The sequence below is a fragment of the Streptomyces sp. NPDC044061 genome, assembly GCF_056434305.1.
Genome location: NZ_JBWKFL010000017.1, coordinates 67173 through 80388, shown reverse-complemented (window position 1 = coordinate 80388; position 13216 = coordinate 67173). Strand labels below are relative to the sequence as shown.

Sequence of the window (13216 nt, the reverse complement as noted above, 5' to 3'; positions counted from 1 at the left end):
CCCGGCGGCGGCGCGCACCGGTCGTCCGCCGTCGCGCAGTGGTGCAATGTGGAAGATGTGGATGTTCGGCGAGGTCTGGTCGGGCTGCGGCAGCCGTGGCAGTCGAGCCACGCATTGCTGGTGATCCCGCTCCTCCTCATCGTGGTGATCACGGTGGTGGACCAGCTGGTCCCGGCCGACATCCATCTCGGTCCGCTGCTGGTCATCGCCCCCGCGATCACGGCGTCGTTCGCCGGTCCGTGGCTGACCGGGCTGGTGGGGGTCCTGGCCGTGGGGGCGCAGGCGTACATCGGCTGGCACTTCGGCGTGCTGTTCTCACGCAACGTGCTGGTGCAGATCCTCGCCCTGGCCGTCCTGTCGGCCATGACCGTGTTCTACTGCGTGATGCGTGACCGGCGCCGACGCCAGCTGGCCCAGGTGCGCATGGTCGCCGAGGCCGCGCAGCACGTGCTGCTGTGGCCGCTGCCGGAGCAGATCGGCTCCATGAAGATAGCCTGCCTGTACCTGGCCGCCGAGGCCGAGGCCCAGATCGGCGGCGACCTCTACGCCGCCACGCCCACCGACAGCGGTGTGCGGGTCATGATCGGAGACGTGCGCGGCAAGGGCCTGTCCGCGATCGGCGAGGCCGCCCTGCTCATCGGGGCCTTCCGGGAGGCCGCCCACCACCACACCACCCTGCCCGCCCTCGCCGGCGCCCTGGAACAGAGCGTGGCCCGCAACCTGCCCGACATCGAGCCCGCCGAGGAGACGGGGGAGCGGTTCGCCACCGTGCTGCTGGTGGAGGTCCCGGACACGGACCAGATCACCCGGATCCTGAGCTGCGGCCACCCTCCGCCCCTGCTGCTCAGCTCCGCCAACGCCGTCATGATCCCCGTGCATCCGGCGCCCCCGCTCGGCATCCACGGACCCGAAGGGGCCGAATACACCCTCGACGCGTTCTCCTTCGAGCCCGGTGACACCCTGCTGCTCTACACCGACGGCGTCATCGAGGCCCGCGACGCCGCCGGAGCCTTCTATCCGCTCGCGTCCCGCGCCGCCCAGTGGGCCGGTGACAGTCCCGAACAGCTTCTGCATCACATCCGGCGCGATCTCCTCGCGCATGTCGGGGGACGCCTCGACGACGACGCCGCGCTCATCGCGCTCTGCCGGGTGTCGGAAACCCACCGGAGCCACCGTCACCGGCGGCCCCTGTAGGGACCGGCCTTGTCGTCCGGGCCCTGGCAGGCGGACGGACGGTCCGCGCTTCCGCGACGGGGGTTGCCACCTCGGCCGACGGCGGTGGCAACTAAGCTCCGGCGCATGAGCGGAGAGGGCAGCGACAACAGCGGTAGACGGGTTGTCGACGGGCGGTTCGAGCTGGAAGCACGGCTCGGCGGTGGCGGTATGGGGCTGGTCTGGCGCGCGAGGGACCTCGTGCTGCAGCGGAGCGTGGCCGTCAAGGAGGTCCGGCCGCCCGATCCGGATCTCGCCGAGTACGACCCGGAGGCCGCCGGGATGCTGCGGGAGCGCGTCCTGCGCGAGGCGCGAGCGCTGGCCCGTGTCGACCACCCCAATGTCGTGACCATCCACCACGTCGTCGACGGGGGTCCGGGAAGCTACCCCTGGATCGTCATGGAACTCGTCACCGGCGGCTCCCTCGCCGACCGCCTCGCGCAGGGACCGATGGGCCCTCGGGAAGCGGCGCGGATCGGACGCGAGGTGCTGGGCGCGCTGCGCGCCGCGCACGAGGCCGGTATCCAGCACCGGGACGTGAAACCGGCGAACGTGCTGCTGCGGCCCGACGGCCGCCCGGTGCTGACGGACTTCGGCATCGCGGCCATCCGTGAGGCGACGACGCTCACGGCCACGGGATCGGTCATCGGCACACCCGACTACATGGCACCGGAACGCGTATCCGGCAAGGACGGCGGACCCGCGTCGGACCTGTGGTCCCTGGCGATGATGCTCTACACCGCCGTGGAGGGCCACCACCCGCTGCGCCGGGGCACGACCCTGGCGACGCTCGCCGCCGTCCTCAGCGAGGACATCCCGCCGCCGGTCAACGCCGGTCCGCTGCGGGACGTCCTGACCCGGGTCCTCGTCCGGGACCCCGCGGCACGCCCAGGCGCCGAGGAACTCGAGCGCATGCTGGGCGGCGCCGCCCACGAGGCCGAGCCGCCCACCTCCTACCACCTGAACACCCCGTACGCGGCGCCGGTTCCCGGCCCGGCACCCACGGGCTTCGGCCCCGCACCCACGATGTCGTCGGGGCCGTACGACGCACCCCCGGCCGCGTCGACGTACCCGGGCCCGGGCGGCGCGCGTCCCGCGTCCCCCACCGTGCCCGTGCGGCCGGACCGCCGGAGGCGCTGGACGCTGGTCGGCCTGCCCGTCGCCGGAGTCGCGCTCGCCGGGGTCCTCGTCTGGAATCTGCTGCCGGACGGCGGCTCCCAGAAGTCCGGGTCCTCGGCGTCCGGCGGCTCCGGCAACTCGGCCACCACACCTCCGCCGGCCAGTGCATCGGCCGCCACGGACGTCACGCCCTCGGCGAAGGAGCGGGCCGGCACGACGACGAACCTGCTGACCCCGTCCGGCATCCGCACCGCGATCAGCGCGTTCAAGAAGGAGACCGGCCGGAACCGGTTCGGCTCGCTCACGGTGTATCCGGGGTACGTCTTGGCCGACCTGATGGTGAAGGGCAGCGACACCCAGTACGACTCGTACACCTACCGTCCGGGTCAGGGCGTCCAGAAGGACATCATCAGCAACTCGCTGACGAGCGGACAGCACTCTCTCGCGCTGGACGACTTCGACTGGGACAAGGTCCCGTCCCTGCTGGCCGAGGGCGAGCGGAAGCTGAAGGTCGACCATGTGACCACCCGCTACCTGGTGGTGAACCTGCCGGACGACACCTTCGGCGACCCGGCCTCGATGTCCGTCTACCTCGGCAACGCCCATGGCCAGAGCGGCTACCTCAAGGCGAGCCCGCAGGGCAGGACCCTCAGGGTCATGCCCAGCGAGGGCTGAGCCGCGGTCACCTCTCCTCCCCGCTCAGTCGAGGAGGAGAGGATCGGGCAGGGCGGCCGAGCGGTGCATGCGCAGCAGGGTGTGCACGACTCCCGAGAGGCCGGACATGAGGCTGGGGGAGAACGCCTCCCGGGCCAGACCACCGACCGGGCCGCGCTGTTCGAGACCGGTCAGGATCTCGCCGTCGAGCTCGTCGCGGTCGCCGAAGTCCATGGACGTGAGGAACTGCCAGAGGCCGAGGTCGCCGTGGCACAGCGTGTGGCTCCAGCCGAAGCCCTCGGCGGCGCAGGCACGTGCGGCACGCCGGGCCATGTCGAGGCGGGCCGGATCACCGGTGCGCCGGTGCAGGTCGAGCATGCCGATCCCGATCCCCGCGCTGCCGTGACACCAGCTGGTGAAGAAGTCCTCGTCGGCGCCGACGCGCACGTCGAGCCAGTTGCCGTGTCCGGGCTGCCACAGGGACTCCTGGTAGGCGAAGGCCCGCTCGGCGAGGTCGCCCCAGCCGCGCCGTTCGGCCGCGGATCCCGCGTCGCTCAGGGCGAGCCGGGCCAGTGCCCAGCCGATACCGGTGGCGCCGTGCGCGAAGCCGCCGATGCCCTCCGGGTTGAGCCGGGTCGCCCAGCGGGCACCGGCGGCATCGACCGTGGCCAGCCCCGCCAGCCGGCGACCGATGTGCGCGGCGGCGGCGAGCCACCGGTGCTGCCCGGTCGCCGCGGCCAGGTTGAGCAGCGGGACGACGCCACCGGCCGCCCCGTTGAGGAGATCCACCTCGACGTCTTCCTCGACCAGCCGGCCCTCGAGCAGCACCGCCCGCTGCGCGGCCCGCTCCAGCAGCCGGTCCTCACCCAGCACCCGGTGCAGCGCCATCCACGTCCACACCTGCGACGCGGCGCCACTGAACGCCCCGGACGACGGCGTCGGGGTCCGGTCCTCGGTGCCCGTGAGGACGCGCAGCGCGCCCTCGAACGTCTCGGCGACGGCGGGTACCTCGTGCGCGCGTCCGGCCCGCACCTCGGCCAGATACTCAGCGAGCGTCAGGACCACCCCGCCCTGCCCGGTGTAGAGGTCGGCGGGCAGCACCCTGATGGACCATCCCGCCGGGGTGAAGACGGGGCTGATCCAGGTGACCGTGCCGTCCGCACCGCGCACGGCCCCGTCGCACAGCCGGCGGACCATCCGCGCGGCCAGCTCCCGGCGGCGCCGCTCCCGGTCCCGCGCGTGCGGGCCGACGGCGGCGGCCTGCACCCGCGCCGGCAACGAACGCTCGTTCAGGTACGCGCCCACCAGGGCGTCCTGGATCACCGACTCCTCCAGGGCGAGGTCGGCGGTACGCCAGTCCTCGACCGTCTTCCGGACCGCGGCGGCGTCCACCGTGAAGCCGAACATCGGCACGTCGCCGGCCAGCAGGTCGGCGATCTCGCCGTCGATGGCCGCCTGGTCCGTCGGCGCTCCGGGCAGCACCTCGGCGTTGCGCCGCAGGATGTCCCGGGCCCGCTCCACGGCCGTCGCCTCGTCGTGCAGCGACGCCGGGTGCCACAGCATCCGGCCGATGTCGACGTACGCCTGTGTCGGTCGCAGGATCCGCCGCGCCTGCGCCCCCTCGAAGCGGGACAGCAGCCGGTGCGGGTCCACGCCCGGCCGGCGCAGGTGCGCGGTCATCTCGCGGAAGCCGGCCAGGATCCGGTCCCAGTAGGCGCTCAGCACGGGAGTGGGGCTGGGATGGTTGCCCGCGGTGGGCATCGCCACCAGGTCCACCTGGAAGCGGGCCGCCGCGGTGCCCCCGTCCGCTATCACCGGGCTCGGGATCAGCGGCTGCTGGCCGGGCAGTGCGCCCACCCCGGAGATGTCCACCCCGCCGAGCGCGAATCCGGTGCCCCGAACGGGCAGCAGCCCGGTGCGCAGGACCGTGCGGCGGATGGCCGCCGCGGCCACGTCGACCGCGTCGCCCCGGCCGCTGGGCGGGAAGGGCGCGGGGGAGTCGAAGAGCGTCTCGGCGTCCACGATCATCGGCACCGGTCCCGCCGCGATCATGTTCTCGGCGTGCATGTCGGTGCCGCCCGCGAACCGGAGAACGGCCAGCCAGTGCCCCATGCTCCGGTAGAACGCGGCGAGTTCGGCGTCGTCGGCGCAGTACCGGTGGTGGACGAACTCGGCCCAGCCGTAGCCCTCGCGGGCCAGCGTCCGGGGCACCCTGATGCGTTCGCCGGGTGCCGGGGCGCCGGGGAAGTCCGAGAACAGCTCGTCCAGCAGCGCGCCCAGGGCGATGTCCGCCTCGGACGGCCGGGGCTTGTACATGACGCTCCCACCGGCGAAGTCGACCCGGCTGACGGTCAGTCCGCCCCGGTGGCTGTCGCCCGCCCCGAAGGCCACGGCACGTATCGGCCCCGCGGGTCCCCCGAGCAGGGGCCGCAGCCGTTCCCGGTCAGCGGCGAGCCGCTCCGCGAGAGCGGCCGTGGCCGCGACCGACATCCGTCCCACCGAGGCGATCCGCACGCCGATGCCCGGATACCGGCCGGCCAGCTTGTCGAGATAGCCGTCCTCGGCGGCCTGCTCGATGAACGCGGTCCACGTCCGCGTGTCCGGGCCCATCTCCCCGGTGTCCGGACCGGCGCCCGCCGCCATGCGCAGCGCGTGCAGTTCGACGAGGAACAGACGGGAGAGCTTGGCGTGCAACGACCTGAGCAGAGCGGTGTGTCCGGCCTCCAGCAGCACGTCCCGCTCCTCCCGGCCGAGGATGGTCACGACCGCCAGCCGCCGGGCCAGGTCCTCCCGCCACGGACGGGCGATGCTCCGTACGGGCCGGTCGAACCATTCCGCTTCCTCCGCACTGTCCGGCGCCGATCCGCTCACCACTCGACCTCCCTGTTCCACCGCACGATTCGCGCCCTGCCAGGCACCACCCATGGAAGGCGCGGGGAGCCGCGCGGGCACGCAGCTCCCCACCCGGAACCCGAAGGCACCGCGGACGATCAGCAGCACCAGCTGCCGCGCGACCCGCTAGGGCTGGAACAGAAGCCGTACAGGGAGTCACTCGGGTCGGTGAGCGCTGCCTCCGCGGCGGCGCCGCCGACGTAGAGCGGTCCGGCGGGGTTGAGCTGCCCGTAGGCGCTCTCGGCGCCGGACAACCACGCTTCGAGCACTGCGGCGGTGTGAACACTGGTCTGAGACATCAGTGGCCCTTCGAAGGCGGGAAAGTGGGGGCGGATTGCCCAGCCCTGAGTATCGCGATGTCCGAACACCCGTCAGATGCGCGATCCAGCCACAGTCCAGTGGTAATACTGACGCCTCCTGAATGAAACTGAGGCGGTACGGCCTGCCCTCCGCGCCCTCACAGCATGACGTGCTTGACCTGTGTGTAGTCGAGTAGGCCGGTGAGGGACAGGTCACTGCCGTAGCCGGAGTGACGTACTCCGCCGTGTGGCATCTCCGAGACTGTCGTGCCATGGGTGTTGACCCAGACGATGCCGGTGTGCAGTGCCCTGCTCGCGCGCATGGCCCGGTCGTGGTCGCGGGTCCAGACGCTCGCGGCCAGCCCCTGGGGGACGGCGTTCGCCATGCGCAAGGCCTCGGACTCCTCGGTGAACGGCTGGACGGTGACGACCGGGCCGAACACCTCACTCCGTACGATCTCGTCGTCCTGCCGTACCCCGGCGACCACCGTGGCCTGGTGGAAGTAGCCGGGCCGGTCGAGGGCCGCGCCGCCCGTGACGACCTCGGCATGGGCGGGCAGGCGCTCCAGCCGGCCCCTCACGGCGGCAAGTTGGGGCGCGTTCGCCAGCGGGCCGAAGTCGGCGTGCTCGTCGTCGGGGGCGCCGGGCAGGCGCTGCGCGGCCCGCCGCGCGAAGGCGTCGAGGAAGGCGTCGTGGATCCGTTCGTGCACCAGGATCCGGGTGGCCGCCGTGCAGTCCTGGCCGGCGTTGTAGAAGGAGAGCGACGACAACTGCTCCACCGCGTCGTCGAGATCGGCGTCCTGGTGGATCAGCACCGGTGCGTTGCCGCCGAGTTCGAGGTGAAGTCGCTTGAGATCGGCGGCCGCCGCGGCGGCGATCTCCTGGCCGGCGCGGACGCTGCCGGTGACGGCGACCAGCCGCACGTCCGGATGGGCGACCAGGGCGCGACCGGTGTCGCGGTCGCCGCACACCACGTTGAGCACCCCGGGCGGCAGGTGCTCGGCGGCCAGCCGGGCCAGGAGCGTCGCGGAGGAGGGCGTGGTGTCGGACGGCTTCAGCACGACGGTGTTGCCGGCGGCCAGGGCCGGGGCGACCTTCCAGACGGCCATCATCAGCGGGTAGTTCCAGGGGGTGATCTGCGCACAGACGCCGACCGGCTCCCGCCGCAGGACGGAGGTGCGGCCCGGCGTGTACTCGGCGGCCGCGGCACCCGGCAGGTTGCGGGCGGCTCCCGCGAAGTAACGCAACACGTCCGCGATCGCGGGCAGCTCGTCGGCCAGGAAGAGGGCGCGCGGCTTGCCCGTGTCGGTCACCTCGGCACCGGCCAGCGCGTCCGCCTCCCGCTCCACGGCGTCGGCGATGCCCAGGAGCGCGGACTGCCGCCGGGACGGGGTCGTGGCCGACCAGTCGTGGAGCGCCTGCTGCGCGGCCCGGCAGGCGGCGTCCACGTCCTCGGCCCCGGAGAGGGGGGCCGTGCCGTGGGGGAGCGCGGTGGCCGGGTCGACCAGCTGCGAGGTGGCACCGGAGGCGGCCGGCAGCTCCTTTCCGCCGATGAGGTTGAGGCGGGAGTTCTCAGCCACGGCGCAGCGCCTCCTCGGCGGCGGCGCAGCCGGTGCGGACGGCGCCCTCCATGTACCCCGCGACCCACTGGTCGGAGCCGCAGACGTAGAACGGCGGTTCGTGGGTACCGTGCAACGGCCCGACCGCCATGACCTCACCGGGTGACCACTGGGTGACGTACCCCTGGGTCCACGGGTCGGTGCCCCACAGCCGCAGGTGGCAGGCGGCCGGCCGCAGCGCCTCGTCGCCGAACATGGCGGCGATCTCGGCGAGCAGTTCCGGGGTGCGCAGCTGGGGTGGAGTGCCCAGCAGGATCCCGTAGCGCTCGGGCGGGATCAGCGCGGACAGGATGCCCTCGCCCTGCGGCCAGGTGCTGCCGAGGACCCCCTCGGCCTCGGACAGGCCGCTGAGATCGTCGCCCCGCCAGAAGGGACACTCGTACACGGCCGCGAACTTGGCCGCGACCGCCTGGCGTTGCCGGTGCAGGGAGGCGAGGCGGTCCTCGCTCACGCCGCTGACGGCGACGGAACGCAGCGGCCCCACCGGCAGGGCGCTCACCACGGCCGCCGCGGTGAGGACTTCCCCGGTGGCCAGCCGTACGGCACAGCGCCCGGGGCGTACGTCCACGGCGGCGACGGGTGAGCCGAGCCGGATCCGCGGGCCCAGTTCGCGTCCCAGGACCTCGGCGAGCGTCGCCGAACCCTCGGCCAGCCGCAGGCCCTCCCAGTCGTCGTAGTCGTAGTCACCCCTGCCGGAACCGGGGACCGCGGCGCTCTTGCGCAACGCGGCGAGCAGCGAGATCCGCTCGTAGGAACCGCCGGCCAGGGCGAGTTGACCGATCTCCCACAGGCGCACCACGGCGGGCGTGGCATGCCGCGAGCGCAGCCAGCCGGCCACGGACAGCCGGTCCAGGGCGGCCGCCTCCGGATGCGACCAGGGGTCGTCGGGATCGACCGTGGCGGCCAGCCTGGTGAACTCCGCACCGAGCTGCTCGTGCAGTACCGCGTCCCCCGGGCCGAACCAGTGCGGCGGGTCCCCGGCAGAGCGGCCCTCCGGCGTGGCACGGGTGATACGGCCGGGCTCCGCGACATAGCTCGGGACCAGTTCGAGGCCGAGTTCCTTGGCGAGCCGGAGATAGGCGGTGTGCCCGTGGCCGACCACCTCACCGCCCAGCTGGACGGTACGGCCGTCGGGCGTCCGGGTCTGCTCGACCCGCCCGCCGACCCGGTCCCGGGCCTCCAGGACCAGCACGTCGGTGCCGGCGGCGGCCAGGTCCCGGGCGGCGGTGAGCCCGGCAAGCCCCGCGCCGAGCACGATCACATCGTGATGCATCAGCTTCGCTTTCGTCGGTAAGGGCGGATTCGGGGCTCAGGCCAGCACCAGGCAGTGCTCGGGCCGCCAGCCGAACTCCACCGTCTCGCCACCGCTCCAGCGGTCCTCCATGCGCGCCCGGGCCGTGTTCTGCTCCAGCACCGACAGCGTGACGCCCGGGGCGAGTTCGATCAGGTAGGTCGTGGTCGGGCCGCTGTAGACGGTCTCGCGGATCACACCGCGCAGCATCGACATGCCCGGTTCGAAGTCGGACAGCCAGATCTTCTCGGGCCGCACGGACACGCTGACGGCCGTGCCGTCCGCGATGCCGGTCCGGGCGCCGACCGGCAGCGCCGGACCCGTCTCCAGGGCGACCTCACCACCCCGGTAGGTGCCGGTCATCAGATTGGACGTGCCGAGGAAGGAAGCCACGAACCGGCTGCCGGGATGCTCGTAGACGTCCTCGGGCGTACCGCACTGCTCGATGCGGCCCTCGTTCATCACGGCGATCCGGTCCGACATGGTCAGTGCCTCGTCCTGGTCGTGGGTGACGAAGACGAAGGTGATGCCGACCTCGCGCTGGATCTGCTTGAGCTCCACCTGCATCTGCCGGCGCAGCTTCAGGTCGAGGGCGGCAAGCGGCTCGTCGAGGAGCAGGACGGCCGGACGGTTCACCAGCGCCCGGGCCAGGGCGACGCGCTGCCGCTGACCGCCGGAGAGCGTGCGCGGCTTGCGGTCGGCGAGGCCGCCGAGCTGGACCAGGTCCAGCATCTCGCCGACGCGCCGGCGCAGCTCGGCCTTGGCGACGCCCTTGCGCTTCAGCCCGAAGGCGACGTTGTCGGCGACGCTCAGGTGGTCGAACAGCGCGTAGCTCTGGAAGACCGTGTTGACGTTGCGCCGGTTGGGCGGCAGCGCCGTCACGTCCTCGCCGGCGAGCAGCACCGACCCCTCGGTGGGGTCGCTGAACCCGCCGATCATGCGCAGCGTGGTGGTCTTGCCGCAGCCGGAGGGGCCCAGCAGGGAGAAGAAGTGGCCGCCCTCGATGTCGAGGTCGAGCCGGTGCACGGCGTAGGAGTCGGCGAACTGCTTGGAGACGCCGTCGAGCCGGACCGCGGGGGTCGCGTCCATGGAGTCACTCCCCGGAGAGGATGTCGAGGCCGCCGCGGCGGCCGAAGAGGCGCGGGATGAACAGGGCCAGGGCGATCAGCGCGACGGATCCCGCGAGCATCAGCGTGCCGACCGCGTTGATGGTGGGCTGTACGCCGAAGCGGATCGCCGAGTAGATCCGTACCGACAGCGGCTGGGGGTCGACGCCGGTGGTGAAGTAGGCGAGGACGAAGTCGTCGAAGACGAGCGCGAAGATCAGGACGGCGGAGGCGAGCACGGCGGGCAGCAGGGCGGGCAGGGTCACCAGGCGGACCGCCTGCCAGCGGGTGGCGCCGAGGTCCATCGCCGCCTCCTCCACCTCGGGGTTCAGCGCGGCGACCCGGGAACGGAGGATGACGGTGACGTAGGAGATGGAGAAGGTGATCTCGGCGAGCATCACCGTGCCGGTCGACAGGGCCACGCCCAGGCCCTTGAACAGCAGCATCGACGCGACACCCGTGACGATCTCCGGTGTGATCAGCGGCACCAGCATGATCAGGCCGGCCAGTGAGCCCAGCCGGGTGCGGCAGCGCACCAGGCCGAGCGCGAGCGCCACGCCGAGGACGACCGAACCGGCCATCGCCACCAGGGAGATCCGCAGGCTGGTGCCCAGCGAGGCGATGAGCACGTCGTCGTGGGCGAAGGCGCGGTACCAGCGCAGGCTGAAACCGCCGAAGACGGTCAGGGACTTCTTGGAGTTGAAGGAGAACAGGGCCACCACGGCGATGGGCACGTAGAGCAGCGCGAAGAACAGCCCGGTGACGGCGATCAGGATCCGCGGCCTGCGGTCGGCGCGCCCGCGGCGGGTGCGGGTCCGGGCGGGGGTGCGGCCGGGAGCGGTGGCGGAGGGCAGGCGCAGCAGGGTCATCGGCCGGCCTCCGCCTCGTCCTTGCGGGTGCGTCGCAGGTAGCCGAACATCCCGATCAGCAGGACCAGCATCAGCAGCATGGTCAGTGCGGAGCCCAGCGGCCAGTTCTGGCCCTGGAAGAACTTGTCCTGGATGAGGTTGCCGATCATGATCTGGTCCGGTCCTCCCATGAGCTGTGCGCTGACGAAGTCGCCCATGGCGGGCAGGAAGACCAGGACGAGCCCGGCCGCCGCGCCCTGCCGGGTCGCGGGCAGGGTGACGAAGAGGAAGGTGCGTACCGGGCCGCCGTACAGATCGCGGCCGGCCTCGATGAGCGAGACGTCCAGCCGTTCCAGGGCCGCGTACAGCGGGATGATCATGAAGACCACGAAGCCGTAGACGAGTCCCGCGACCACGCCGACACCGGTGTTGAGGATCTTCGTGTTCCCGTCCGCCAGTCCGACCGCGCGCAGCGCGCGCAGCACGGGTCCGTCGTCGGAGAGGACCACCGACCAGCCGTACATGCGGACCAGGTAGTTGGCGAAGAAGGGCACCACGATCGCGGCGATCAGCGCGTGCTTGTACCGGCCGCCGTACAGGGCGATGGTGTACGCCACCGGGTAGGCGATCAGCAGGCAGATCAGGCAGGTCAGCAGCGCGTAGCCGAGGGAGCGGGCCAGCACCTCGGTGTAGGCGGGGTCGGCGAGGGCGCGTACGGCGGACAGGTCGAAGCCGAAGCGCGGGTTGCCGAGCTCGTCGGTGGTGCCGACCGCGAGGACGGCGACGAGGACCAGCGAGGCGATCAGGAACCCGGTCATCCACAGGGTGCCGGGCAGCATGAACCAGGTCCACATGCGGGTGCCGGTGGCGTTCGGACCGCGGCGGCGGGTGCGCGAGGAGGGGCGCGGCAGTGCCATGTCAGCCCGCCTTCACATGGGTCCAGGCGGTGTCGCGGGCGTCCTCCGCCGCGCGGCTGCCGTTGCGGAAGAACAGGTCCGCCTTCAGGTCGGCCTCGGTGACCAGGCACTCGGGGAAGGGCTTGACCAGGTCGGCGTAGGTCTTCTCGGAGCCGGCCACCGGCATCGGGTAGCCGATGTACTCGATGTTCTTCTTCACGTTCTCCGGGCGCAGCATGTAGTCGATGAAGAGCATCGCCGTGCCGGGATGGGGGGCGTTCCAGGGGATGGCGTAGCAGTCGGAGTTGATCGGTGTGCCCTCCTTGGGGGCCTGGAAGCCGAAGACGGAGGGGTCCTTGGCCTGGTTGAGCATGGCGGCCATGTCGCCGCTCCAGGCCTGGGTCATGACGGCGTTGCCGTTGAGGAGGTTGTTGTAGCTGTCGCTGGAGAAGCCGCGCAGCCGCGGTCGCAGGGTGCTCAGCAGGGACGTGATCCGGTCGAGGTCGCCGGTGTTCCCGGTGCTGACGTCCAGGCCGAGATCGAGGGCGCCCATGCCGAGCACCTCGTCGCGGTCGTCCAGCAGGAAGACCTTGCCCCTGGCCCGTTCGCTCCACAGGTCCTTCCAGGAGCCGGTCAGCTCGCCGATCCGGTCGCGGCGCCAGCCGATGCCGGTCTTGTAGGCGGTGAACGGGACGGTGTGCGCGGAGCCCGGGTCGTACCACGGGTCCGCGTAGTAGGTGTACGTGCCGAACACGGCGTGCGCGTTGCTCAGTTGGCTGTGGTCGATGCGGCGCAGCCGGCCGCCGCGCACCAGGCGCTGGGCCCATTTGGCGGTGGGGAAGATGATGTCGTAGCGGTTGCCGGCGTTGAGCTTGGCGACCATGCCTTCCATCGAGTCGAAGTTCGACTGGACGACCTTGACGCCGTACTCCTTCTCGAACCCCTTGAAGACGGACGGGTCGACGAAGTCGGCCCAGTTGAAGTAGACGAGGTCGCCGTCGACGCGCGCCCGGACCGGGGCGAGCTGCTCGGCGTCGGGTTTGGGGGCGGGCATGAACCCGCAGCCGGCGGCCGCGGCGCCCAGCAGCCCGCAGGCGCCTGCGCGCAGGACCGCGCGGCGGGTCGGTGGGGTGGGTGGAACGGGGGACATGAAGCGTCCTCTCCGTCGAGGAACGGCACAAGTCCAGGGCGGACCGGCTGGTCGGCTCGCTACGGGCCCTGACTCCGCAGTGAAGACCGGTCTGGGGTGGTGCGGACGCGTGTCAGCGGGGGAGGGGTAA

General features: G+C 72.1%; 10 protein-coding genes. 2 read left to right on the top strand and 8 right to left on the bottom strand.

Features of this window, described 5'->3' with window-relative positions; genetic code table 11:
- Positions 1-57: 57 nt before the first annotated feature.
- A complete protein-coding gene (locus AC07CM_RS27135; RefSeq protein ID WP_478879044.1) occupies positions 58-1194 on the top strand; it encodes a PP2C family protein-serine/threonine phosphatase in 1137 nt (378 codons plus the stop codon).
- Positions 1195-1299: 105 nt separating this feature from the next.
- Complete coding sequence (locus AC07CM_RS27130) at positions 1300-3006, top strand: serine/threonine-protein kinase (RefSeq protein WP_478879043.1); 1707 nt, start codon at positions 1300-1302, stop codon at positions 3004-3006.
- Positions 3007-3030: 24 nt separating this feature from the next.
- Here AC07CM_RS27130 and AC07CM_RS27125 read toward each other — a convergent pair whose 3' ends face one another.
- The 8 genes from AC07CM_RS27125 to AC07CM_RS27090 form a co-directional block, all read right to left on the bottom strand.
- A complete protein-coding gene (locus tag AC07CM_RS27125; protein WP_478879042.1) occupies positions 3031-5856 on the bottom strand; it encodes a type 2 lanthipeptide synthetase LanM family protein in 2826 nt (941 codons plus the stop codon).
- 119 nt (positions 5857-5975) lie between these two features.
- On the bottom strand, positions 5976-6176 hold the full coding sequence (locus AC07CM_RS27120; RefSeq protein ID WP_391837208.1) for a DUF6229 family protein: 201 nt from the start codon (positions 6174-6176) through the stop codon (positions 5976-5978).
- A 158-nt stretch (positions 6177-6334) separates the two neighbouring features.
- On the bottom strand, positions 6335-7756 hold the full coding sequence (locus AC07CM_RS27115) for an aminobutyraldehyde dehydrogenase (protein ID WP_478879041.1): 1422 nt from the start codon (positions 7754-7756) through the stop codon (positions 6335-6337).
- A complete protein-coding gene (locus AC07CM_RS27110) occupies positions 7749-9068 on the bottom strand; it encodes a flavin monoamine oxidase family protein (protein ID WP_478879040.1) in 1320 nt (439 codons plus the stop codon). The genes AC07CM_RS27115 and AC07CM_RS27110 overlap by 8 nt, the downstream gene beginning before the upstream one ends.
- 36 nt (positions 9069-9104) lie before the next feature.
- Positions 9105-10175, bottom strand: coding sequence for an ABC transporter ATP-binding protein (locus tag AC07CM_RS27105; protein ID WP_478879039.1), 1071 nt, complete (start codon positions 10173-10175; stop codon positions 9105-9107).
- 4 nt (positions 10176-10179) lie between these two features.
- Complete coding sequence (locus tag AC07CM_RS27100) at positions 10180-11061, bottom strand: ABC transporter permease (protein ID WP_478879038.1); 882 nt, start codon at positions 11059-11061, stop codon at positions 10180-10182.
- Positions 11058-11957: an ABC transporter permease gene (locus AC07CM_RS27095; protein ID WP_478879037.1), complete on the bottom strand. Its 900-nt coding sequence runs from the start codon at positions 11955-11957 to the stop codon at positions 11058-11060. Before AC07CM_RS27095 ends, AC07CM_RS27100 begins: the two co-directional genes overlap by 4 nt.
- Before the next feature lies 1 nt (position 11958).
- Positions 11959-13086, bottom strand: a complete 1128-nt coding sequence (locus AC07CM_RS27090) for a polyamine ABC transporter substrate-binding protein (RefSeq protein WP_478879036.1) — start codon at positions 13084-13086, stop codon at positions 11959-11961.
- Between the last annotated feature and the right edge of the window lie 130 nt (positions 13087-13216).

Bases quoted from the DNA above. Each gene is read 5' to 3' on its own strand.
- AC07CM_RS27110 (WP_478879040.1), bottom strand. From the start codon at position 9,068: ATGCATCACGATGTGATCGTGCTCGGCGCGGGGCTTGCCGGGCTCACC.
- AC07CM_RS27090 (WP_478879036.1), bottom strand. From the start codon at position 13,086: ATGTCCCCCGTTCCACCCACCCCACCGACCCGCCGCGCGGTCCTGCGC.
- AC07CM_RS27100 (WP_478879038.1), bottom strand. From the start codon at position 11,061: ATGACCCTGCTGCGCCTGCCCTCCGCCACCGCTCCCGGCCGCACCCCC.
- AC07CM_RS27120 (WP_391837208.1), bottom strand. From the start codon at position 6,176: ATGTCTCAGACCAGTGTTCACACCGCCGCAGTGCTCGAAGCGTGGTTG.
- AC07CM_RS27130 (WP_478879043.1), top strand. From the start codon at position 1,300: ATGAGCGGAGAGGGCAGCGACAACAGCGGTAGACGGGTTGTCGACGGG.
- AC07CM_RS27095 (WP_478879037.1), bottom strand. From the start codon at position 11,957: ATGGCACTGCCGCGCCCCTCCTCGCGCACCCGCCGCCGCGGTCCGAAC.
- AC07CM_RS27105 (WP_478879039.1), bottom strand. From the start codon at position 10,175: ATGGACGCGACCCCCGCGGTCCGGCTCGACGGCGTCTCCAAGCAGTTC.